The organism is Prochlorococcus sp. MIT 0701, assembly GCF_000760295.1.
Lineage (GTDB): Bacteria > Cyanobacteriota > Cyanobacteriia > PCC-6307 > Cyanobiaceae > Prochlorococcus.
Genome location: NZ_JNBA01000016.1, coordinates 1 through 21,541, shown reverse-complemented (window position 1 = coordinate 21,541; position 21,541 = coordinate 1). Strand labels below are relative to the sequence as shown.

Here is a 21,541-nt window from a genome sequence, read left to right as displayed (position 1 = left end):
GCAGGTGTGGCTTGTGTGGAGGCCACTTGAGCTGCACTGGCTTTCAGGTCATCTGAAGCATCTGAGGATTTGGGTGTTGGTGTTGGGCTTGAAGGGATGGTGCTTGGTTTGGAGATAGCCGGGCTGTCTTGAGCTGGAGCAGGTTGTTGTTGAGCTGGTGTCTTAGGGACAGCAGGTGTGGCTTGTGTGGAGGCCACTTGAGCTGCACTAGCTTTCAGTTCATTTGCAGCAGCTGAGGACTCAGCGCGTTCAGATGAGGACTCGGTGCCTTCCGTTGCTTCGGAGGTTCCTTCTGCTTTGGATTCCTCAGCCGAGCTCATGGTCCAAATATCACACTATAAATAGTTTAAGAGGCCTATTTAATACTGACCCTTGAGCTGTATTAAGCCCTAACAGTGCACGCGCTGGTTTTTGTTGATGCTGGTGGCTCAGTTCATCAGCTTCCGAGATAACCTGATTATTGGCAACCAGCTCTTTTATGGCGGATCCATTGGGACCCAGTGACGGCGGTCCCGGCGAGTCCGACGATCGGATTATCCAGACGGACCTGCGCATTGAAATGTCGCGCTCCTATCTGGAGTACGCGATGAGTGTGATCGTTGGGCGTGCGTTGCCCGACGCTCGCGATGGTCTCAAGCCTGTGCATAGGCGCATCCTTTATGCGATGTATGAGTTGGGTCTGACCAGCGATCGGCCTTATCGAAAGTGTGCCCGAGTTGTTGGTGAGGTTCTGGGTAAATACCATCCCCATGGGGATACAGCCGTCTACGACGCGCTGGTTCGCATGGCTCAGGATTTTTCCATGCAAATGCCGTTGATTGATGGTCACGGCAATTTTGGTTCGGTCGATAACGATCCACCTGCGGCCATGCGATACACCGAATCGCGTCTTCAGTCTCTTACGACGGACAGTCTGCTTGAGGATATCGAAGCAGAGACAGTTGACTACGCGGACAACTTTGATGGCTCCCAACAGGAGCCAATGGTATTGCCAGCACGTATTCCTCAGTTGCTGCTGAATGGCTCCTCAGGGATCGCCGTTGGAATGGCTACCAATATTCCACCGCACAATCTCAGTGAATTAATTGATGGACTGCAGGCTCTGATCAGTAATCCCGAGTTAAGTGATGCTGAGTTGATGACGCTTATCCCTGGGCCGGACTTTCCAACTGGTGGTCAGATTCTTGGTCGTAGTGGTATTCGTGAAACCTATCTCACCGGTCGTGGTTCGGTAACGATGCGCGGCGTGGCAAATATTGAGACGATTGAACATCCCGGTCGACCAGACCGGGATGCAGTGATCATTACTGAATTGCCCTATCAGACCAATAAAGCAGCGCTGATTGAGCGGATTGCAGAGATGGTTAATGATAAGAAGCTGGAGGGTATTTCTGATATTCGCGACGAAAGCGATCGCGATGGCATGCGTATTGTCGTGGAGCTGCGACGTGATGCCTACCCCCAGGTAGTGCTCAATAATCTTTTCAAACTCACTCCTCTTCAGAGCAACTTTAGTGCCCATATGTTGGCGCTAGTCAATGGCGAGCCGGTGCTGCTTACCTTGCGCAAGATGCTGCAGGTATTCCTCGAGTTTCGCGTTGATACTGTTGAACGTCGGACACGCTATTTCCTTCGTAAAGCTGAGGAACGCGACCACATCCTGTTGGGTCTTTTGCTTGCTCTCGATCAGCTTGATCCAATCATCGCTTTGATTCGTGCTGCCTCTGATACGGCTACAGCTCGTCAACAGTTGCAGCAGCATCATGGTCTCACGGAGATTCAGGCGGATGCCATCCTGCAGATGCAGTTGCGGCGTTTAACCGCTTTAGAGGCTGACAAGATTCGTTTGGAACACGAGGATCTTGTTACCAAGATCGCCAACTACAAGGACATCCTTGCCCGACGTGAGCGTGTTTTCGGTCTGATTGAGGACGAATTGGCCAAGCTGCGCGAGAAGCATTGCTTGGCTCGGCGCACCGAGATCCTCGATTTAGGAGGGGGGCTCGAAGACATCGACTTGATTGCCAACGAGCGATCTGTGGTGTTGCTCACTGAGACCGGTTATCTCAAGCGCATGCCGGTAAGTGAGTTTGAAGCTACTAGTCGTGGGACACGAGGCAAGGCAGGCACTCGCAGTCAAGGTGAAGAGGCGGTGAAGCTGTTTATCAGTTGCAATGACCATGACACGTTGCTGTTGTTCAGTGACCGCGGTGTCTCCTATGCCCTTCCTGCTTATCGTGTGCCTCAGTGCAGTCGCACAGCGAAGGGAACACCTGTCGTACAGCTCTTGCCCATTCCCCGTGAAGAGGCAATTACCTCCCTTCTGTCAGTTATATCCTTCGATGATGACACCCACTTGTTGATGTTGACGAAGGGTGGCTTTATCAAGCGCACCTCTCTATCAGCTTTCAGCAAGATTCGTTCCAATGGTTTGATTGCCATTGGTCTGGAGGAGGGTGATGCTCTTACTTGGGTGAGGTTGGCAGTTCCTGGTGACAGTGTTTTGATTGCTTCTAGGGCTGGAATGACTATTCATTTCCGACTCTGTGATGAGGAGTTGCGCCCCTTAGGACGAACTGCTCGTGGCGTGCGTGCCATGAATTTACGAGGCGGCGATTCTTTGGTGAGCATGGATGTATTGCCTGTCGAGCTTGCCGATCAGGTCGCAAAGAGTCTTGAGGACGATCCGGATGAAAGCGTCGAGACCGTTGTCGTTAGTGATGGACCCTGGGTGCTTGTTGCTTCAGCTAGTGGACTGGGTAAGCGGGTGCCGGTCAATCAGTTCCGTTTGCAGAAACGTGCAGGCATGGGTTTGCGTGCCATCAAGTTCAGGCGGGAAGGAGACGAGCTGGTGGGTTTAAGGGTGCTTGGCTACGGAGAAGAGCTTTTGTTGGTAAGCGAGCGTGGGGTGATTGTGCGTACCAGTGCCGATAAAATCCCTCAGCAGTCAAGGGCTGCTACTGGTGTTCGGCTTCAGCGCTTGGATGCAGGTGATCGCCTCTCTGAGGTGGTGCTTGTGCCGCCTGATTCTGAGGATCAGGACCAGCCAGATGATCGATCTGATCCCAGTGAAGTCGCTGGGGTTGACGACGCTCCTTCCAGCTGACATTGACCAGCCGTACGGATGTTTTAGTGATGGGAGCCGGTCCGGCGGCCCTCTGTATCGTTGCTGAGTTAGTCGAGCAAGGCCTGGCAGTGACTGCCCTTGCCTCGCATACACCTGAGCAGCCATGGCCCAATACTTATGGAATCTGGGCTGAGGAGCTTGAGTCTCTTGGGATGGCTTCTTTACTGGGCCAGCGTTGGACCAACACGGTTAGCTATTTCGGTGATGGTGATAACGAGGAGGGTCTTGCTCCAATTCAACATCATTTCGACTACGGCCTTTTCGATCCAGCCGCTTTACAAGATTCATTGCTTAGCCGTTGTGGTGAATTGAGTTGGAATGTTGAAACCGCTGTGAGCATTAAGGTGTTGGGGGGAGATACGGAAGTCCTCTGCCACTCTGGCAACGCTTATCGAGCACGGGTTGTCATTGATGCCAGTGGTCATCGCAGTCGATTTATCCGTCGCCCTGATCATGGTGCAGTAGCGGAGCAGGCGGCCTATGGCGTGGTGGGACGCTTCAGTTCATCACCAGTGGAGTCTGGTCAGTTCGTATTAATGGATTTTCGTCCCGACCATCTCAGTGATGAACAACGAGAGAAACCCCCCAGCTTTCTCTATGCCATGGATTTTGGTGAGGGAATCTTTTTTGTGGAGGAGACTTCGCTTGCTTGCGCGCCTCCATTGTCATGGAGTGAATTAAGGGAAAGGTTGCATGCACGCTTGTCTCACCGCGGGGTGGAGATTAAAGAAGTGATCCATGAGGAATATTGCCTGTTCCCGATGAACTTGCCTTTGCCTGATCGTCGTCAGCCCCTGCTCGCGTTTGGGGGTGCAGCAAGTATGGTCCATCCTGCTTCGGGCTACATGGTTGGAGCTCTTTTACGTCGAGCTCCGGCATTGGCAAAGCATTTGGCAATGGCTATGGCTGTGGAGCCTGCTTTGGACTCTTCCGCTCTTGCTCGGAAAGGGTGGCAGGTGCTTTGGTCTCCGGAGCTTGTGCAGCGTCATCGCCTTTATCAGTTTGGTTTGCGGCGACTGATGAGCTTTAACGAAGCTCGCTTGCGCAGCTTCTTTGCCACTTTCTTTCAGTTGCCACGTGAGGATTGGACAGGTTTCCTGGCCAACACGCTGCCACTACCTCGTCTCCTGATGGTGATGCTGCGGTTGTTCTTGCTTTCCTCCTGGGAGATTCGGTTAGGGATGCTTTTTGGGGCCTCTTCCACCTAGTCACCAATGTGAGCCCAGTCCGTCGCTTGAATTAATGGGAAGAGGCCATCTTCCGATTCGAGTGTGATCAGCCAGTCTTCGGGCAGATGTTGCTTGTCATTGATGGCCTGCATTAATTGCCAGAAACGGTTGAGGTGGCGATGGATGCGTTCCTTGGCAAGCTCCGTGGTGGTGCCTGCTCGCAGAATGAAACTCCAGTCGGAGGACTGGGCCAGGAGAAGTTCTCGAGCAGCCTGTTGCAGCAGCCGTAGGTCGGATTCTCGGGCCACTCCTAGGGTGCATCTCTCCACCATTGCTTTTCCGGCTCGGCTCCACTCAGGAACCACCCATGCATTGCTGTCATTTAGCCAGTAGTCGTGGTAGCCACCTTGCCCCCAGCTTGAGGGACATGGTTCACAAAGTTGGAGTTGGGGGTTTGATGTGAGGACATCTCGAAGCCTGGTGAAATTCACCTGCTCCTTGCTGGCCTGGCGGAAGATTTCGGCAAGGAAAGTTGGCCCCTCAAACCACCAGTGTCCAAAGAGCTCCGCGTCGAAGGGAGCCACTAACAATGGCTCAATGCCCATGGTGTTAGCTAATTGATCGAGTTGGATACGGCGACCTTTTAGGTAGAGCTGAGCGTGTTCTTTGGTAAGTGCGCAAGCTATGTCGGGTTCATAAACTGCTTTGGCGTCAAGGGGTGACGTTTGGTCTGTCACTCGATGCAGTTTTAGCCCTAAGGGTCTGGGTTCCTTTAGCCCGATGTCTTGGAGTTGTTCGATTGGTAGGTCCCAACCAAGATCCCTATGAAATTCACGGTAAAAAGGGTCGCCTGGATAGCCTTGCTGGGCTGACCAGACAGGAAGCGTGGAATCACTATCTCTGCCGAAGAAGGCCACGCCATTTCGGCTACAGATTGGGGCATACACGCCATAACGCGGACGAGGAGTGGCATGAAGTAGGCCATGCCCGTCGAGCACGGTGTAGCGCAGTCCAGCATCGAGTATCCAACGGTCCAGCCCTTCGTAGTAGGCACATTCAGGCAGCCAGATTCCCAGGGGCTGCTCTCCTAGTAGGCGGTGGTGCTCGCGTACGGCAGTGCGCAACTGACCACGCACTGCCTCAGGGTGCTCCCTCAGTAATGGCATGTAGCCATGGGTGGCTCCGCAGGTGAGCAGGTCGACAACCTTTGACCTTTGAAGTTGGGCAAAGCGACCAATGAGATCGCCTTCGCATGCCAACCACTGATGCAGATGTCGTTGGATGCTCTCAGCGAGGTGGTCCGCTGCGGGTTGTAGGTCTGAGGACGTTTGGGCTAGGAGGTCCAGACGAACAGCGAGCCAGGCGGGGAATCGGTGTTTTAGATCGTTGTCACTGAGCAGGGAGAGCAGGGTCGGAGAAAGGCTGATCGTGAGCTTGGGGTGTTGGTTGGGTGCTGCGGAAGCTTCCTCTAGAACCTGGAGAAGAGGTAAATAGCACTCAATCAGGGCTTGAAAAAACCAGTCTTCTTCCAATGAACCGGGCTCTGCCGATCGCACATATGGGAGATGGGCATGGAGAACCAGGGCCAGAGCACCTTTGGCCACGTTCTGATTTCAGTGGAGTTGAATTTAGAACGACTTTGTTGAGAAAGCCGACCTTGGCCTGCTGAGTTGTCGCTTCGCAGTAGGCAGTCCCCCCTTAGACTCGTTTAACTCATAGTCATTTCGACTAACTCCCTTAAGGGTGCTGCCATGGCCAAGGATCCAGGCCGCGTTTTGATTTTTGACACCACCCTCAGGGATGGGGAGCAGTCCCCTGGGGCAAGTCTCAATCTTGAGGAAAAGCTGGCTATTGCCCAGCAACTCGCTCGTTTGGGTGTGGATGTGATTGAAGCTGGCTTTCCTTTTGCCAGCCAGGGCGATTTTGCTGCCGTGCAACGTATTGCCCAGCAGGTTGGTGGGAATGAAGGCCCAATTATTTGTGGTTTGGCTAGGGCTTCGCGTGCTGACATCAAGGCTTGTGCTGATGCAGTTGCCCCAGCACCTCGACGACGAATTCACACATTCATTGCCACGAGTGATATTCACTTAGAGCACAAGTTGCGTAAATCTCGGGCGGAGGTTCTGGCGATCGTTCCAGAGATGGTCGCCTACGCCCGCTCACTCGTTGATGATGTTGAGTTCTCTTGTGAGGACGCCGCTCGAAGCGACCCTGAGTTTCTTTATGAGGTCATCGAGGCTGCGATTGCTGCGGGGGCGGGCACCATCAATATCCCCGACACAGTTGGGTTTACAACTCCCTCGGAGTTCGGGGCGCTGATTGCTGGTATCGATTGCCATGTTCCAAACATGAATGAGGCCATCATTTCTGTTCATGGTCACAACGACCTCGGACTGGCTGTAGCCAATTTTTTGGAAGCTGTGAAGAGTGGAGCCCGGCAGCTTGAATGCACGATCAACGGCATTGGAGAGCGGGCAGGGAATGCTGCGCTTGAGGAGCTGGTGATGGCTTTGTATGTGAGGAGGCGTTATTTCAATCCCTTCTTTGGACGTGAATCTGATAGCCCTACACCTCTAACGGCCGTTCGCACGGAGGAAATCACCAAGACGTCTCGATTGGTCTCAAATCTCACCGGCATGGTGGTGCAGCCCAATAAGGCGATCGTCGGCAGCAATGCTTTCGCCCATGAGTCAGGCATTCATCAAGATGGTGTGCTTAAAAATCGCCTTACCTATGAAATTGTTGATGCCCGTACGGTTGGGCTGACTGATAATCGGATCTCGCTGGGCAAGCTCAGTGGTCGCAGTGCCGTCCGAGCTCGCCTTGAGGAGCTCGGGTACGACTTGACTCGGGAAGATCTTGACGAGGCCTTTGCACGATTTAAGGATTTGGCCGATCGCAAGCGCGATATAACCGATCGAGACCTTGAGGCCATTGTCAGCGAACAGGTCCAGCAGCCTGAAGCTCGTTTTCAGTTACGACTGGTGCAAGTCAGTTGCGGTAGCAGTCTTAGGCCTACGGCTACGGTCATTCTTGCGCAAGAGGATGGACAGGAGCAGACTGCGGCTGCAGTGGGCACTGGTCCAGTGGATGCTGTATGCCGTGCATTGAATGCCATAGCTGGTGAACCTAATGAGCTGATCGAGTTCTCGGTTAAGTCGGTAACGGAAGGGATTGATGCGATGGGTGAAGTCACGATTCGGCTACGTCGGGATGGGCAGCTTTTTTCGGGTCATTCCGCTGACACGGATGTAGTGGTTGCTGCAGCTCAAGCATTTGTGAATGCGCTTAATCGACTTGTGGCAGGTTGCGGTCGCCAGTCTCTTCATCCCCAACGTGATGGTGCGCTAGCTGATCTACGGCAGGGCATCTGAACAATGGGGCGTTTTCCCTATGTGGAGATGAGGCGTAAGGGATTGGCTTTGCCAATGCTGAAAGGTCTTCAGTTAGGGGTTCTTATCGTGTTGGCGCTTGTCATTCTCCTTCCATTGCTTTGGCTGGTAAGCACGTCCTTGAAAGGGCCCGCTGAAGAGATTTTTACTAGTCCTCCAGCCTTACTACCTGCCGAACCGAGCCTGGTGGCTTATTGGCGATTATTCACCGACAATCCGCTAGGAATTTATTTGCTCAACAGCACAGTAGTTAGCTCTTTTGCGGTGATAGCCAATCTGCTTTTCTGCTCCCTGGCGGCTTATCCACTCGCTCGGATGCGCTTTGCAGGAAGGGGTCTGGTCTTGGCCCTTGTGGTGGCAACCATCCTCATTCCTTTTCAGGTGGTGATGATCCCTTTGTATCTTTTGATGGTGCAGTTGGGATTGCGCAACTCTCTGATGGCCTTAGTGATTCCACAGGCGGCAACAGCTTTCGGTCTCTATCTCTTGCGACAGAGTTTTTTGACGGTGCCCGTGGAGCTTGAAGAGGCTGCGCGTATCGATGGTTGTAGTCGATTGGGTGAATGGTGGAACGTGATGATTCCTGCTGCTCGTGCTGATCTAATCACCTTGGCCATGTTTGTGTTTATCGGCACTTGGAGCGATTTCCTCTGGCCTTTGGTGATTTTGGATGATCCCAGCCTTTACACCCTTCCACTCGGCCTCCAGCAGCTCGCCAGCAGCTTCTCCCTTGACTGGAGAATTGTGGCGGCTGGGTCGGTGGTGTCGATTTTGCCGGTGCTGGCACTCTTCATTCTTTTGCAGCGTTTTATCCTCCCTAGTGCCAGTGGTGATGCGGTGAAGGGATAGGTTTTTGATCGCCAAGATTCCAGCCCAGGTTCTTGCTAAGACTTTGAGGGTTCTATGAGTTCAAGGTTGTGGTGACATCCTTGGGGTTGATGGTGTGGCTGGAGGTTCAGGCTGCATTCGCCACGGGTCAGATTGACTCTGGATGTACTCTTTTTGCGGCTTGGTGATTTGTCGCTGTTGTTCGATGAGTTCGTTAAGCATTTCCCCTTGATTATTGAGCCGGATCTGAAGGCTGTGTAGTTGCTCGCCCAGCAAACGGCTGCTGCTTGTTTGTGGTTTTTGTTCAAGTTCGCTCAGCCGTTCCATAACCTGGTTAAGGGTGTTGGTCTGCTTGGCAACCGCTTGCCAAATCACGATAAAAAGCACTGTCAGCATGCTCATCCCTCCGGCACCAATCAGCCGCCAGCCGTTCCAGTTCTTCATGCCGTCGTTAAGGAGACTTTATGGGTGTAGCGGTTCTGTGTTGACTTTGCATCTATGGAGCCACAAATTCAGGCATTCTTGAAAGTACTATCTGCCAATTTGGTGCTGGCTGATGTAGACCGATGACTCTCGCATTGGGGTCGTGTCGATTAAGGACCTGGACCGTCTGTTGGCTTTGAGGAAGGAGGATCCATTGCTCGATAAGCAACTTGAGGACGCTATCGAGGTTGAGCAGTTTCTGGAGTTAGCGCAGGACCATGGACTTGATGTGACGGAAGCTGATCTTTTCGCTGCTCAACAACGCGATGAGGGTTCTCTTCCTGCTAAGGAATTGCAACACCGCATGGCTGAAGAGTCTCGCCGTTTGCGTCACTTTATCCAAGGCTGACAATATGGATGAGGATGGCGTCTAAGCAAGGCGACTCCATAGGCTTTTTTGTTCTGGTGGCCCACAGTTAATGTTGCGCTAAAAATTAGATTTTGAACTTTTCTATTGACTGGCCATTCATTCAGCATGCCTTTGAGAATCATTAATGATTGAATACATACTTTTAGTGATAAGAGCAGTAGCTATGTCATGGTAATGACAAGATACATCGCACAAGTTTGTTGTGGTAGATCATAAAATCCGCTCTGCAATTATTTCTTGTATTAACAATTGCTCAAAGGTTCCATGCCAAAATATTGACAGCTTGCAGTTGCTTGATCTTCGCTGGCCTTCTAGATACATAGAAGTGTGTTCCTTTACTTGAGAAAGAGTTTCTGAAGCAGTTTTTTGATCAAGTTCTGGCAGACGCACTAGAGAGATGGGTTTTTAGCCTGGAAGAACACGGCTTGAGAGATCGCTTTCTGATTTTGCAAGTTCTCCCACAATCGTGAGATTATGGGTGGTGTTGGGCAAATGAACAAACATGGCCCCCCAACGACTGCTTTACAGGTTGGTTGCTCTTGATGGAACTCCCCACCCTGTGCTGGATGCTCCATATGAGTCAGAGGAAGCAGCTCTTGCCGCTGCAAAGAATTGGTGTGATGGACAGGGCCTTAACTGCTCAATCAGTCAAAGGGCTATTGGCGTTGAAGTGATGACGCGTAATGGATCTTGGCGAACTGTGGGCTATCCCAGAAATTGAGGCAGATCCCTTGTGCAAACTTGATACTCAGTGGCTGAACTTAAAGCCAGGGCCTTGGTGATTATCTACAAATGCAAGTTCAAAAATAAGATGCTTTAATTCTATGACTGGTGAAGATGTCGTGGATCTGGCTGACTGGTGATTGCCTGATCTTGCGTCCGGTTATCAGCCCAGTGGCTAGTCATTGGCTGGATTGACTAGCTTTGCAAAATTTGGATGGGCGAAATGCAATGCTCATCCTTAAGGGATGAGAGGGGTAGTAGAGGCTTCACGACGCCTGAGCCCAGATTCCTCCCTTAGGGCTTGGCGGCGTTGTGCGAAAGGAAGGTCGTCGAACATTGCCGAATCGAAGGTGGCCTCAGGCATGTTGGTGTCGCTAAGGATGTCATCTTGCTTGGCATAGTCCAATGCAGCCCAGCTTGGTTGCATTGGCAGCAGAATCAAAACAGCTCCTGCAAGTGCGGTGAAAGCCCTAATAATCAGGCTGAGCTGATTGCGCAGCTGCGCGCCCTGGCTTTGTGGTTGGTTCTTCTGTGACACCTTGGCCATAGTGCTGAAATGTCTTTTTAACAAATGGCCAGCCTTTCTGGTTGGAAAACTATAGGTGCTATAGGGCTCTAGGGGTGGCGGTGCTTTGACTTGTAAAAGTGAGCGAGTGATAAGAGGCGCTTTGATGCTTTTAATAGATTTTCTTTCTTAGGTAAGAAGAATGGATGAAAAGCTTGACAATGATCCAGTTACAAGTTCTCCTGAACTGATGCTTTTGCAAGCAGAGTTTTGTTAAGTGTGCCACGAATAATAGTTGTCTTTATTTTTAAATAATCAAGAATACTTGTCTTGGCATTTTAGGAATTCTTTGTAGCTTCTTCTTAAGTGGGCCTTGTCGAAAGGCGCTGCAATGATGGCATGAAAAAGAAGGATCTAAAGTAGTGATAGGCTATTTGAACTTCAAGATTTAGCCTGCGGAGCTTTGAATTTCATCTGACTTGTATCGGCAAGGCTTTATTTATTGATTTCGGCAGAAGTGTTAGGCAGATCGTGTTCAGAGATTTGTAGTGTTCTTGCTTGAAGAGATTTCTGGAGGTATTTGCCTAAGAAATGATCTAATCGTTGGGATCCTTGTGAGCTTGATCGGCAAGTTTTGCTGATCAGGCTTTAAACGGCTGACTCGTTTTGGTTGAATTTGGGGCCCCTCTAGCACCTTCCTCTGGCTGATGAGGGCTCTGCTCAGCACATTGGGTCAACCTCAAGGCGAATGTTCGCTTATTGCTTTACGGGTTCCTGGTTGTGCATTTGGTCTTAGGAGCTTGAACGAAAACCGGAGAAGTTCGGTGCATTGAAGCAACCAACGCGGCCGCGCTGTGTCCAATAAGACCAGAGGATTGACCCATAGGCTGTGGTGTTATTGCGATGGTTGGGATGCTTGGTGGTTTCCGTGTCTGGCTGGGCTTGGCTTGATGCTGCCAATGCCAGTAGCTGGGAGCAGATTGGTCGCTATCAAAACCTTTTGCAGCAGGCTGGTACGAATACTCTTGTGGCAGCTGACTGTCCATCAGGATTGATGGGTGCTTTTCATGTTGGCAGAAATGCAGTGCTGCTTTGTGCCAACAACCTTGAGGATGATCCGACAGAGGTTTGGACAGTGCTTGCCCATGAGTCAGTCCATGTGATGCAGGCTTGCAAGGACGGTCCTTTGTTGGCAGATCATCAGCTAGGAAAAGCACTTTTAACTGTGCAACGGCGCTCTTCGGAGGTGGTGAGGGAGCTGCGCCTCTATCACCAGAGTCAACAACGTGAGGAGGTTGAGGCACGCCTTGTGCAGGCCCTTCCTTTTGAGGAAGTGAAAAGTCTTTTCCTTCAGTCCTGTGCCGATCGCTTAGAGCCTTAGCTAATCCAGAGTGGTCCACCGCCATAGGTGGCCATGGCAGATGATTTGAACATGCCTCTAACAGGGCCAACGATTGACAGCGAAGGTCGGCTCACTGACCTGGGCGAAGACTGGCGCCGTTATGTGGTGTTGGCATTTGATGGCGGTGATCTTGGCCTGCAAAGTTCTGCCTAAGTGACGAAAGCTCTTCGCTAAGTAAGCCCGCTGATCCAGGAGATTGAAAGCCTTTGCTTGGGCTGGATTGAGTAGGTCATGGCCTCTCCCCTAGGCTGTCAAGAGGCAATAACTCTGCTGTTTTCCACTCTGGAGACTGAGCTTGAGAGTGCAGGAGAAGTCTCTGACGATGAGGCCGCAAACAATGCCACCACCGCCGATAAGTCTTCTCAAGGTGACATTCTTGTCGATCCGCTAGCTCATTCCAATTCCTGAATCAACCTGATTTCTTTTAGAAGCGTCCAGTAGGCCTGCTTACGTTGGCACTAGTCAGAGTCTTTGTGATGAGTGCTGTGGTTCGTGGTTATTGGTTGATGGCCTGGATCGGCTTGCTAGCCAACGTGGCGGCCCTCCCCATTATTGGAGTGGTTGCATTTACTAATCAGGCTCTGCAAACAACCAATATCAGCCTCGCCTTTAGCCTCGCCTGGCCGGCTGCCATCGTTGGCATCGTGGCATCTGCTGGCCTTTTGGCAGAGCGGCGATGGGGTGTCATCGTTGCCATTGTTGCTTTGTCCATGGCCTTAGCAGGGTCGTTGCCTTACGGAATTGTCCGCCTGGTTTTGGATAAGGCATTGGTGGTGCCTGACTCTCAGGCTCTTGGTGGCTTGTCCCTATTGATGTTCGTTGTGAATCTGCTGGCGCTGCTTTATTGGTGTCGTCCGATTCATCGTCAAGGAGGTCGACTTTGATCTCAATCGTTGATGATTTCCTGATCAGTTTTCATTGCCTGTTCATTGAGCTCGCGTGGGCTTAATTAATGAGGGTTTTATTTCAGGATTCCTGGCTAATAGCTGTGGAGAAGCCACCAGGCTTATTGAGTCAGCCTGGCCTTGGTGTTGATCAGCAGGATTCTCTGATTGGTCGCCTGCAGTTTGTTGACCCTGAGCTGCGCTTGGTGCATCGCCTTGATCGAGACACTTCAGGGTTGTTGTTGTTGGCGCGAGGGGCGGAGAGCTTGCGGCGTTGCAGCATGCTTTTTTCAGCACGTCGAGTGCGCAAGCTTTATTTGGCAGTGGTGGTTGGCCGGATGAAGCGCAATGCCGGAACGATCAGCTTCCCGATGGCTCGGCTGCAGAAGAATCCGCCTCTATATGGCAAGCATCCGCAAGGAAAAGAGAGTCGATCACAATGGAGGGTTAGAAGCTGCCACGCAAAAGGCTCAACGTTATGGCTTTGGCCCTTGACAGGTCGATCCCATCAATTGCGCGCACATTTAGCAAGTGTTGGACATCCGATTTTGGGTGATCCGATTTATGGCAAAGAAGTTTTCTTTGAAAGGATGTATCTACATGCGACAGCCTTGAGCTTTCGTCATCCTTTTACAGGTCTGAGGCTTCGCCTACGAAGTAGGGCTCCATTCCTTCCTGCTCAGGAAAATTAAGTAGGAGAAAAGTACTACTTCAAAAATGTAGATAGGTCTTTCTTGGTTGTTGCTGAAATAGAAGAATGTCGAGCAAGTTAGAAAGTGCTTTTAATGGGGGAATGCCTTTTGTGCAGGTATCGGGTAAGGGATACGGCGATGGCGCATGCGTCGCCAGACGCGTACGAAAGCTCGCACAACGAGTTCTACTTCGGCTCGGCTGAGGCTGCTTTTATTCAGTTGGCCATCCCGTTGCCGCTCCTCAATAATCCTCTTCACGGTGGAGTGTGCCTCGCGATCAGAGGTGTTCGGTGGAAGGGATCGAAGGCATGCTTCGCAGCCGTCTGCAAGCATCAAGATGCCGGTCTCGCGGGAACGAGGGATCGGTCCGCGATAGCGGAAGTTATTTTCCGCAACGGAGGGGTCCAGTTCTCTTGCACGATGAAGGAAATACCCCATCTTCAAGGTGCCTTGATGTTCAGGGATGAAGTCCGCCACTCGGCGCGGTAGGCGGTAGCGACGGGCAAGTTTTAATCCCTCATCCACATGGGCTTGAAGGACCTCTGCGCTGGCGATGGGATTGTTCAGTTGATCGTGAGGGTTTTCTTCTCCTTCGACCTGATTCTCGATAAACCATTGAGGAGCGTGGAGCTTGCCAACATCGTGGTACAAGGCACCGGTTCGGATCAGGTCTACATCGGCACCGATTGCTCTGGCCCCTTCCTCTGCAAGTCCGCAGATCATTAATGTGTGTTCGAAAGTCCCTGGAGCTTCTGAGGAGAGGCGGCGCAGAAGGGGACGCTCCTGATCGGCCAGTTCCATCAAGCGGGCTCTGGTGAGCAGGCCAAAAGAGGTCTCCAAAATTGGGATCAGTAGGATCGCTAGCATCAGCAAGATCCCCATTAGCAGTGCTTCTGAGAGAAGTTCGTTGCCATTGGGTGCAAATCGTCCCCAGGCCCCGCCGCCGCCGGCACTGAGGAGCAGCCACTCAGCCAGTAGGGCTCCTAACGGCAACAAAAAGGCCATTTGCAGCAGCTGTGCTCTGCTCCGTAGGCGGCCGGTATATAGGGCTGCCACTGCAGCGATTGCACAGGCAACGATCATTCGGCCTTCGCCAAGGCCGTTGACTGGCATAGGCCATAGCAGGCTCTCTACAGCCATCCAAGCCAGGCCACAGGTTGTGCCAAGACCTTGGGCGAGCAGGAGTGTTGGCGGAACGATTAGGGCTAGGGGGCTTACAGCAGGAACAAACCAGAGTTTGCTGACCTGAGTGATCAATAGCAATCCCACTGCCAGTAGGCCATGACGTGCTTCAAGGCAGGGGCGTTCCCGTCGCATGATCAGCAGCATCACGCCACAACCTGCAAGGGCTTCGCTGAAATGGCTCAGCCAAGGTCCCCAGTCTGGACCTCTACTCACACGGCCAAAGTGATTCAAAACGGCATAGGCCCTCTGGCTGATGGGCTCCCCTTTGCTAGTGATCAGATCACCGCGGCGAACTTCAATGATTGGAATGTCTTGTTTGGTGATCAGCTCTTCAATGAGGCGTTGGCTGCGGGCTGGATCTGTGCGCAGATTGCTGCTGCCTTGATAGGTGTTGGCGAGTAGCTTGCTGCTAAGGCTTCTCGCAGGGCCGTTCCGCTCACCTAGATCGGCTAACTGCAGTGAGGATGCTTCATGCAGCTGCTCAAGGGCGAGATTGTTTAGTCCTTGATTGAGCATGCGTTCTGAGGCCCGGCGGATGGCCATGTCCCAGTGTTTTCGTTCTTGTTGGGAGCGTGTCTTGAGCCAGATTTGTTCCGCGGTAGTGAGATTTACAGGCCCTATCCGTCCGGTATCACTATTGCGTGCAACACGTTCCAGCTCAGCGAGATTGCGCTCTAGCCGTTCTTTGAGTCGGGTTGTTTCTTGTTGATCGATCACTTGTACAAAGGTGCTCTGTACGAGGTGAGATCGCCTTTGTTCGTGAGCTTCACTGTCCACGACGCGAGCATCCCTGGGTGCTCGCGCCTCAAATGGAGCTGGAATTCCTGGGCGCAAATTCGGTTGCACCAGCCAAGGCCAGCTTGAGATGATTGCTACAGCAAAGCAACTAAGCAGCAGCGCAGCCTTGTGGGGCATCGACCAGCGGAGCACCGGACGCCGAGGCGACTCGCTGCGTAACCAGCTCTGCCAGAGCCTGTTTAAGTTTGGAAGACGGACCACAGAAGCTGGCACTTGTCCTAAACGCTAGCTCTCTTCTGCGTGCATGCTTGGGGAAGCATCGGATGGCTGAATGGCCCTTAGGCTTGATGGCAAACAACTGGCCGCAGAATTGGAGCAGCGTCTCCAAGCTGAAATTGCGGCTGGCTTGGTGCAAGCCGGAAGGCCGCCAGGGCTAGCTGTGTTGCGTATCGGGGACGACCCCGCCAGTGGGGTGTATGTGGCCCACAAGCAGAAAGCTTGTGGGCGTATTGGCGTGGCCAGCCATCTAACCCATTTACCGGAAACGGTTTCAGCGGCAAAGGTTTTGGCCACGATCCAGGCTTTAAACATCGATGAGCGAGTGGACGGAATTCTTTTGCAATTGCCTTTGCCAAAGGGCCTTGATGAAGGGCCTTTGCTTGCTGCGATTGATCCCGAGAAGGATGCCGATGGTCTGCATACCCTCAACCTTGGCCGATTGTTGAAAGGTGAACCTGGGCCGCGCAGTTGTACCCCTGCCGGTGTGATGGCCTTGTTGGCACGCCATCAGATTTCTTTGGAGCGGAAAAGGGCTGTTGTGATTGGGCGCAGCATCCTGGTAGGCCAACCAATGGCATTGATGCTTCAGGCTGCAAATGCCACCGTGAGCGTGGCCCATTCGCATACCGATGATCTGGCCTCGTTAACTCAGCAGGCCGATGTGTTGGTGGTAGCGGCCGGGCGGCCACAAATGATTGGCTCAGACCATGTCAAGCCAGGAGCAGTTGTTGTGGATGTTGGCATTCATCGCCTTCCCGCAGATCCTGAACTAGGGCCGCAAGTCAAGGCCAGGTTGTGTGGAGATGTACGAGCGCAAGAAGTTGAACCTTTAGCAAGTGCATTGACCCCTGTTCCTGGTGGTGTAGGTCCGATGACCGTGACCATGCTCTTGGTGAATACCGTGGCTAGATGGCAGCAGCATTGCGGTTTGCCCTTCGGCCTGAGAGATTTGCTGCTTTGAGACTGGTTGGCCTGAGAGAATCCCATGAACGAGACAAGGTTCATGGCGGCGGCGGTCAGCACCTTCTTCGACTTCCCCGCCTATTTGGCTGCGGCTAAAGCCAGCGTTGAAGAGGCTTTGGATGATTCGCTTGGCCCTGAGCGTCCTGAGCAACTCAGGGAGGCTATGCGCTACTCCCTTTTGGCGGGTGGTAAGCGTTTACGCCCCATCCTTTGCCTAGCAGCTTGCGAACTTGCTGGAGGTGAACCGGCACAGGCTCTGCCGACGGCAGTGGCTTTGGAAATGATTCACACGATGTCGCTGATTCATGACGATCTCCCCGCCATGGATAACGACGATCTACGCCGCGGTCGTCCCACCAATCACAAGGTGTATGGAGACGCGGTTGCCATTCTCGCGGGTGATGCGCTGCTTACACGTTCTTTCGAGATGGTGGCCTTGCGCAGTCCGGGTGTGGCGCCTGAGCGGCTGTTGAAGGTTGTTGGCGAGCTTTCGCTGGTTGCTGGTGCTCCTGGTTTAGTGGGGGGGCAGGTTGTAGATCTGGAGTGTGAGGGCAAAGAGGTGGATCTGGAGACTTTGGAGTTCATTCATCTCCATAAGACCGGGGCCTTGCTGAGTGCTTGTGTGATCTGCGGAGCATTGATTGGTGGAGCAGAAGACGATTTGATTGATGCGCTACGCATCTATGCCAGAGGGATTGGTTTGGCGTTTCAGATCATTGATGACATCCTTGATGTGACGGCGAGCAGTGATGTTCTTGGCAAAACTGCTGGTAAGGATCTGCTTGCCGATAAGACCACGTATCCCAAATTGTTGGGTCTAGAGGAATCCCGCCGGCGTGCAGACCTCCTTGTGAGCGAAGCCAAGGCAGCACTAGAGCCATGGCAAGCTTCTGCTGCACCTTTGCTGGCACTAGCCGATTACATCACCAGCCGCGATCGATGATTGTCAGCGACTCTTCTCCATCTGCGTGGCTTGGACTTTTAGATAATGCTGTCTTGGCTTGGGGGCTTGCCGCTTGTGGCTTGGCTCAGCTTTCCAAGCTGATTGTGGAGTTAATTCTTTATCGTCGCTGGCGACCTGCAGTGCTTCTTGAAACGGGTGGCATGCCTTCGAGCCATTCGGCTCTGGTCACTGGTACAGCAGCAGGTGTGGGATGGGAGATGGGTTTTGATCACTCAGGATTTGCTCTGGCAGCCACTGTGGCTTTTGTGGTCATGTATGACGCCAGTGGGATTAGACGTGCTGCGGGGTTTACCGCAGCACGGGTGAATCTTTTGCCTTTGGAGACCTGGCCCACTCCACCCGAAAAACAGCTTAAAGAAAGCCTTGGCCACACTCGTTTTGAAGTGTTAGTGGGCAGTTTGATCGGCCCTGCAGTGGCTTTGCCGGGATTGGTTTTTGTTGGTTCTCCACTTCATCTCAGCCAGTTATTGGGTATGACACTGGGGTGACGAAGTCTTCTTTAGATCCTGCGACTGTTGAGCTCACCGCAGATCAGCAGCAGGCTGCCGAAGCGTTCAGTTCTTGGTTGGATGATGCGAATCATGGCAATCCCTTTGTTTTGAGTGGTTTCGCCGGCAGTGGCAAGACGTTTCTTTCGATGCGGTTGTTGCGTCAGGTTGAAGACACTGGCTTGTGTTGGACAGTTGTTGCACCAACGCACAAGGCTGTTGGTGTGCTTCGTCAGGCTTTGGACCTTGAAGGCCTCAGGCCCACCTGGTATCCCTCCACGATTCATCGGCTGCTTCGCCTGAAATTGAAGCGGCAGGGTGATCTTGAGGTGTGTGAGTCAACCGAGCAAACGGCCCAATCTCTTGAGCAATTAGGCCTGGTTCTGATCGATGAATCTTCGATGATCGACAGTACCTTGCTGGGTCTTGCTCTGCAGTGTGCCCACCCCTTTCGGACACGTCTCGTTTTTGTAGGCGATCCTGCTCAACTGCCTCCTATCGGTGAGGCTCAAAGTCCTGTGTTCTCGATGCAAAGAGCTTGTACAGCAACATTGCAGCAGGTGGTGCGTCATCAGGGCCCTGTGTTGCGATTGGCGAGTCGTCTTCGCGATGGGAGCTTGCCCTGTCAGTCCCCGCCATGCTTTCCCTTGATTGAGGATGAGCGGGGCCGGGTTGGATGCCTGGATCAAAACAACTGGCTGAAGCGAGCTCAGGATGCCTTGCAATCCGCGGCTACTCAGGACAACCCTGATGCAGCAAGGATTCTTTGCTACACGAATCGCAGCTTGGAGCAATTGGTTCCCCATGCACGACGGGCAATTCATGGTGATATGGCCGATCAGTTGCCGGTACTCCCCGGAGAGGTATTGATTGCACGCAAGGCAGTCATGGCACCGGCTTCTCGTAGTGGTGCCGAGACTGGCGAGGAACCCGACATGGTGCTCGGATCAAACCGAGAGGTTGTTGTCCGTGACGTCACTCCGGAACGCTGTGACCTTGCAGAGTTTGGTTTGGATGGACAAAGCGATTGGTCTGTGCCGGTGGTTGACACCCTGACGGCCAAAGTTCGAGCAGGTGAGCTGGATTTGGAGTTGCGTTTGCAGCCGCCAGTTGGTTCTGAGGGCAGACGCTTGCTCGATACCACGTTGCAAAGGCTGAGGGTTGAGGCAAAAGCGGCGGGCAAAAGCGATGGTCGCTCTTTGTGGCGGCGTTTTTTTCTGCTTCGAGATGCCTTCGCATCATTGGGTCCTGCGGCGGTTCTTACCGTCCATCGCAGCCAGGGGAGCAGTTTCGGGGAAGTCTATGTAGCTGGTGATGTTTTCTGGCCCCAAGATCTCACCTTGAGACGACAACTGGTTTATGTGGCTGTTAGTCGTGCCCGTACAGGTGTGTGGCTTGTGGGAAAAAAAGGAGCCGCCGCTGCACAAGGTCGCTGGTTGGAGCAACTCAGATCACAATCGTCAGACCGCTGATTCCTTGCCAACCCAGGTAGGCACCCAGAGCAAAACTCACCCCACCAACAATTAAGTCACCTTTGGCAAATAAAAGTTGTTTCCCGGATTGCAGCAAGGGAATGACGCGTTCTCTGCCAATGATCACGGCGACCAGGGGGATGAGTAGTAGCAGGCTCGAGCCAAATGTGAAAAACACCAAGCCAATGATTTCTTGCCAGCTGGGCAGGCTTGCGGCTAGTACCACGGCTGAAGTCTTGGCAAATAGGAAGAGGTCATCTGGGCTGATGACTTCTGTTAGCGCACCAACGGCGATCAAAAGTGGCAGCGGCAAATTGATAAAACGTTCGATCGTATGGGTCCAGGCGGGTTGTTCTTCTCCTGCAGCAAACGAACGCAAGAGCTCCTTTAATCCCAACGAGATCAAAGCTCCTCCGCCAAGAAGGTCGAGAGCTGTTCGATGATGAGAGCCTTGGGTCATGTCCAACACCAAGCTGTGGCCCACAGTCAGTAGCAGGATGACGGTGACCAGGGTGGTTACGATCCAGCCAGTAACGAACCAACTGCCCCGCTGAATTGGTTTAGGTCCTAGCAGTAGGAGAAGTAGGACACCTAAATGGATCGGTGAGAGAGCTAAGCCGGTTCCGAAGGCCAATAGTTCGGCCCAGAGGGTGGTGTCAGCCATTGAGGCGATCAGGTGAGCTTGTCAATATTCGCTCATGATCAATGGTCAATCTTGGCGCAAGAACCTTTATTTGTTTGATTTAGAACTTGCCAGTGCAGAGGGCATTCCAGCGTGTGATCACGCGCTGTTCTCTTTCGAAACGTAGCTAAAATATACAAAAAGCTTGTAATCCCTTTTATAGCTTGAATTATGAGTGTGATCTGTATCAAGCTGAACTGTTGGTATGGTGTTGGTATGGAAAGTACAGCCAACAGATGCGTGCAGGTAGATATACTCAGTAGGTATAATTGCTCAATAGGATTGATAGGTTGATGGCTGATGTATTTCTAGCTAGGTAATTCTACTAAAATCAGTGCATCCATACCAACAGAATAGCAATTCCATACCAATAACGCTTCAAACTCCTGTCATAGCAAGGGCCTACACATTGTAATGGAGAATGTAGATCGTATTTCATGCTGAATTACTGTGATTCCAGCTTGCATCTGGTAGTAATAATCCAGTACGGCATATGAGAATAACGATTTTTCCATACTTAATACAATCCAATCAAGCTAGCCGGAGGCTTGCGATGTAGTATGTCTGTTCTTATGGACGGGCTTCGTCCAGTGAGGTTACTCTTACCCATAATCCAGCCAACTCTTTATGACTTTCACGGAATCAGAGATTCGTTCAGACAATGAGTACGAAGAAGCTCTAGCCGTAGTTGTCATACCAGCAGCAATCAGGCAAAACGAAACCCCTGTAATCCAACAGCTGGTTGCTGGCAGGGTGCTGGAGATTCAAGAAGAGCATGAGTCGATCGGTCAGTCGCAGGTCGCTATTGCAGAGCATCTCCATTTCCTACGGAGCAATCTGAAGAAGGGTAGCTGGACTGCATTTATCGAATCTGGCGTTACAGGTTTATCGAAGAAAGCTAGTCAAGATCTAGAGAATGCTTGGACTAAATGGCTGAAAGATTCTGAGGTCAGTCCCAAGCTGCTCGCGATGATGTCCGCTCGTACTTTGAATGCAATGGCTAATGCAGAGCCAAAGCAGCGAGAGAGAGTATATAACGCAATAGAGGAAAGGAAAATAGAAGGCAGTGAGAGTGAAGTTAAGAGGATCCTCAATCCAAATAGAAAGTCCAAACCCAAAGCTGCACTTGGTGCATTCAAGGATTTACCTAAAGACAGTACCGAAGCAGAGAAGCTAAACCATGCAACGAAACTGA

The 21,541-nt window shown here is 52.2% G+C and carries 21 protein-coding genes and 1 pseudogene; 16 read left to right on the top strand and 6 right to left on the bottom strand.

Annotated elements, in window-relative coordinates; all coding sequences use genetic code 11:
- Positions 1-320: pseudogene (locus tag EV12_RS04030) on the bottom strand (CAAD domain-containing protein); the annotation flags it as partial.
- Positions 321-478: 158 nt separating this feature from the next.
- Here EV12_RS04030 and gyrA point away from each other — a divergent pair.
- Together gyrA and crtL are read left to right on the top strand one after the other, a co-directional pair.
- Positions 479-3,106 (top strand): DNA gyrase subunit A, encoded by a 2,628-nt coding sequence (gyrA, locus tag EV12_RS04025; protein ID WP_036912303.1) that lies wholly within the window; start codon positions 479-481, stop codon positions 3,104-3,106.
- A 2-nt stretch (positions 3,107-3,108) separates the two neighbouring features.
- The gene (gene crtL, locus EV12_RS04020; protein ID WP_342626202.1) at positions 3,109-4,335 is read left to right on the top strand and encodes a lycopene beta cyclase; all 1,227 of its coding nucleotides are present in this window, start codon (positions 3,109-3,111) and stop codon (positions 4,333-4,335) included.
- Here the strand turns inward: crtL and EV12_RS04015 are convergent.
- Positions 4,332-5,900, bottom strand: coding sequence for a glycoside hydrolase family 57 protein (locus tag EV12_RS04015; protein ID WP_036912297.1), 1,569 nt, complete (start codon positions 5,898-5,900; stop codon positions 4,332-4,334). The genes crtL and EV12_RS04015 overlap by 4 nt on opposite strands.
- Positions 5,901-6,047: 147 nt before the next feature.
- On the opposite strand from EV12_RS04015, the gene EV12_RS04010 reads away from it, so the two are divergent.
- Together EV12_RS04010 and EV12_RS04005 are read left to right on the top strand one after the other, a co-directional pair.
- Complete coding sequence (locus EV12_RS04010) at positions 6,048-7,670, top strand: 2-isopropylmalate synthase (RefSeq protein WP_036912294.1); 1,623 nt, start codon at positions 6,048-6,050, stop codon at positions 7,668-7,670.
- 54 nt (positions 7,671-7,724) lie between these two features.
- Positions 7,725-8,537 (top strand): carbohydrate ABC transporter permease, encoded by an 813-nt coding sequence (locus EV12_RS04005; protein ID WP_193742140.1) that lies wholly within the window; start codon positions 7,725-7,727, stop codon positions 8,535-8,537.
- Positions 8,538-8,597: 60 nt separating this feature from the next.
- Here EV12_RS04005 and EV12_RS04000 read toward each other — a convergent pair whose 3' ends face one another.
- Entirely contained in the window at positions 8,598-8,960 is a 363-nt protein-coding gene (locus tag EV12_RS04000) for a hypothetical protein (RefSeq protein WP_052039568.1), read from the bottom strand.
- A 142-nt stretch (positions 8,961-9,102) separates the two neighbouring features.
- On the opposite strand from EV12_RS04000, the gene EV12_RS03995 reads away from it, so the two are divergent.
- Both EV12_RS03995 and EV12_RS03990 read left to right on the top strand, forming a co-directional pair.
- Entirely contained in the window at positions 9,103-9,348 is a 246-nt protein-coding gene (locus EV12_RS03995) for a Nif11-like leader peptide family natural product precursor (protein ID WP_036912289.1), read from the top strand.
- A gap of 523 nt (positions 9,349-9,871) precedes the next feature.
- Positions 9,872-10,090, top strand: coding sequence for a hypothetical protein (locus EV12_RS03990; protein ID WP_036912286.1), 219 nt, complete (start codon positions 9,872-9,874; stop codon positions 10,088-10,090).
- Positions 10,091-10,330: 240 nt separating this feature from the next.
- Here the strand turns inward: EV12_RS03990 and EV12_RS03985 are convergent, their stop codons facing one another.
- A complete protein-coding gene (locus tag EV12_RS03985) occupies positions 10,331-10,639 on the bottom strand; it encodes a hypothetical protein (RefSeq protein WP_036912284.1) in 309 nt (102 codons plus the stop codon).
- 877 nt (positions 10,640-11,516) lie between these two features.
- Between EV12_RS03985 and EV12_RS03980 the strand changes: the two genes are divergently transcribed.
- The 5 genes from EV12_RS03980 (at position 11,517) to EV12_RS03965 (ending at position 13,575) form a co-directional block, all read left to right on the top strand.
- Positions 11,517-11,978, top strand: coding sequence for a hypothetical protein (locus tag EV12_RS03980; RefSeq protein ID WP_241466586.1), 462 nt, complete (start codon positions 11,517-11,519; stop codon positions 11,976-11,978).
- A 33-nt stretch (positions 11,979-12,011) separates the two neighbouring features.
- Positions 12,012-12,152 (top strand): hypothetical protein, encoded by a 141-nt coding sequence (locus EV12_RS14020; RefSeq protein WP_193742138.1) that lies wholly within the window; start codon positions 12,012-12,014, stop codon positions 12,150-12,152.
- Between the two features lie 78 nt (positions 12,153-12,230).
- The gene (locus EV12_RS14015) at positions 12,231-12,407 is read left to right on the top strand and encodes a hypothetical protein (protein WP_193742137.1); all 177 of its coding nucleotides are present in this window, start codon (positions 12,231-12,233) and stop codon (positions 12,405-12,407) included.
- Positions 12,408-12,475: 68 nt separating this feature from the next.
- Positions 12,476-12,883 carry a hypothetical protein gene (locus EV12_RS03970; protein WP_011130485.1) on the top strand — a complete coding sequence of 136 codons (408 nt, stop codon included), beginning with the start codon at positions 12,476-12,478 and terminating at the stop codon, positions 12,881-12,883.
- Between the two features lie 68 nt (positions 12,884-12,951).
- Positions 12,952-13,575: an RluA family pseudouridine synthase gene (locus EV12_RS03965; RefSeq protein WP_036912277.1), complete on the top strand. Its 624-nt coding sequence runs from the start codon at positions 12,952-12,954 to the stop codon at positions 13,573-13,575.
- A 90-nt stretch (positions 13,576-13,665) separates the two neighbouring features.
- On the opposite strand, the gene EV12_RS03960 is transcribed toward EV12_RS03965, so the two are convergent.
- Positions 13,666-15,759: an HDIG domain-containing metalloprotein gene (locus EV12_RS03960; protein ID WP_036912310.1), complete on the bottom strand. Its 2,094-nt coding sequence runs from the start codon at positions 15,757-15,759 to the stop codon at positions 13,666-13,668.
- A 70-nt stretch (positions 15,760-15,829) separates the two neighbouring features.
- On the opposite strand from EV12_RS03960, the gene folD reads away from it, so the two are divergent.
- From folD to EV12_RS03940, 4 genes are read left to right on the top strand one after another with little or no spacing between them, the layout of a single operon-like run.
- Positions 15,830-16,738 (top strand): bifunctional methylenetetrahydrofolate dehydrogenase/methenyltetrahydrofolate cyclohydrolase FolD, encoded by a 909-nt coding sequence (folD, locus tag EV12_RS03955; RefSeq protein WP_036912274.1) that lies wholly within the window; start codon positions 15,830-15,832, stop codon positions 16,736-16,738.
- Positions 16,739-16,780: 42 nt separating this feature from the next.
- Complete coding sequence (crtE, locus tag EV12_RS03950; protein WP_193742139.1) at positions 16,781-17,683, top strand: geranylgeranyl diphosphate synthase CrtE; 903 nt, start codon at positions 16,781-16,783, stop codon at positions 17,681-17,683.
- On the top strand, positions 17,680-18,192 hold the full coding sequence (locus EV12_RS03945) for a divergent PAP2 family protein (RefSeq protein ID WP_036912267.1): 513 nt from the start codon (positions 17,680-17,682) through the stop codon (positions 18,190-18,192). Before crtE ends, EV12_RS03945 begins: the two co-directional genes overlap by 4 nt.
- Entirely contained in the window at positions 18,189-19,664 is a 1,476-nt protein-coding gene (locus EV12_RS03940) for an ATP-dependent DNA helicase (protein WP_036912264.1), read from the top strand. Before EV12_RS03945 ends, EV12_RS03940 begins: the two co-directional genes overlap by 4 nt.
- Here the strand turns inward: EV12_RS03940 and EV12_RS03935 are convergent.
- On the bottom strand, positions 19,639-20,328 hold the full coding sequence (locus EV12_RS03935) for a GAP family protein (RefSeq protein ID WP_036912261.1): 690 nt from the start codon (positions 20,326-20,328) through the stop codon (positions 19,639-19,641). The genes EV12_RS03940 and EV12_RS03935 overlap by 26 nt on opposite strands.
- 771 nt (positions 20,329-21,099) lie before the next feature.
- Here EV12_RS03935 and EV12_RS12880 point away from each other — a divergent pair.
- A partial coding sequence (locus EV12_RS12880) for a hypothetical protein (RefSeq protein ID WP_152562981.1) occupies positions 21,100-21,541 on the top strand: 442 nt, incomplete at its 3' end.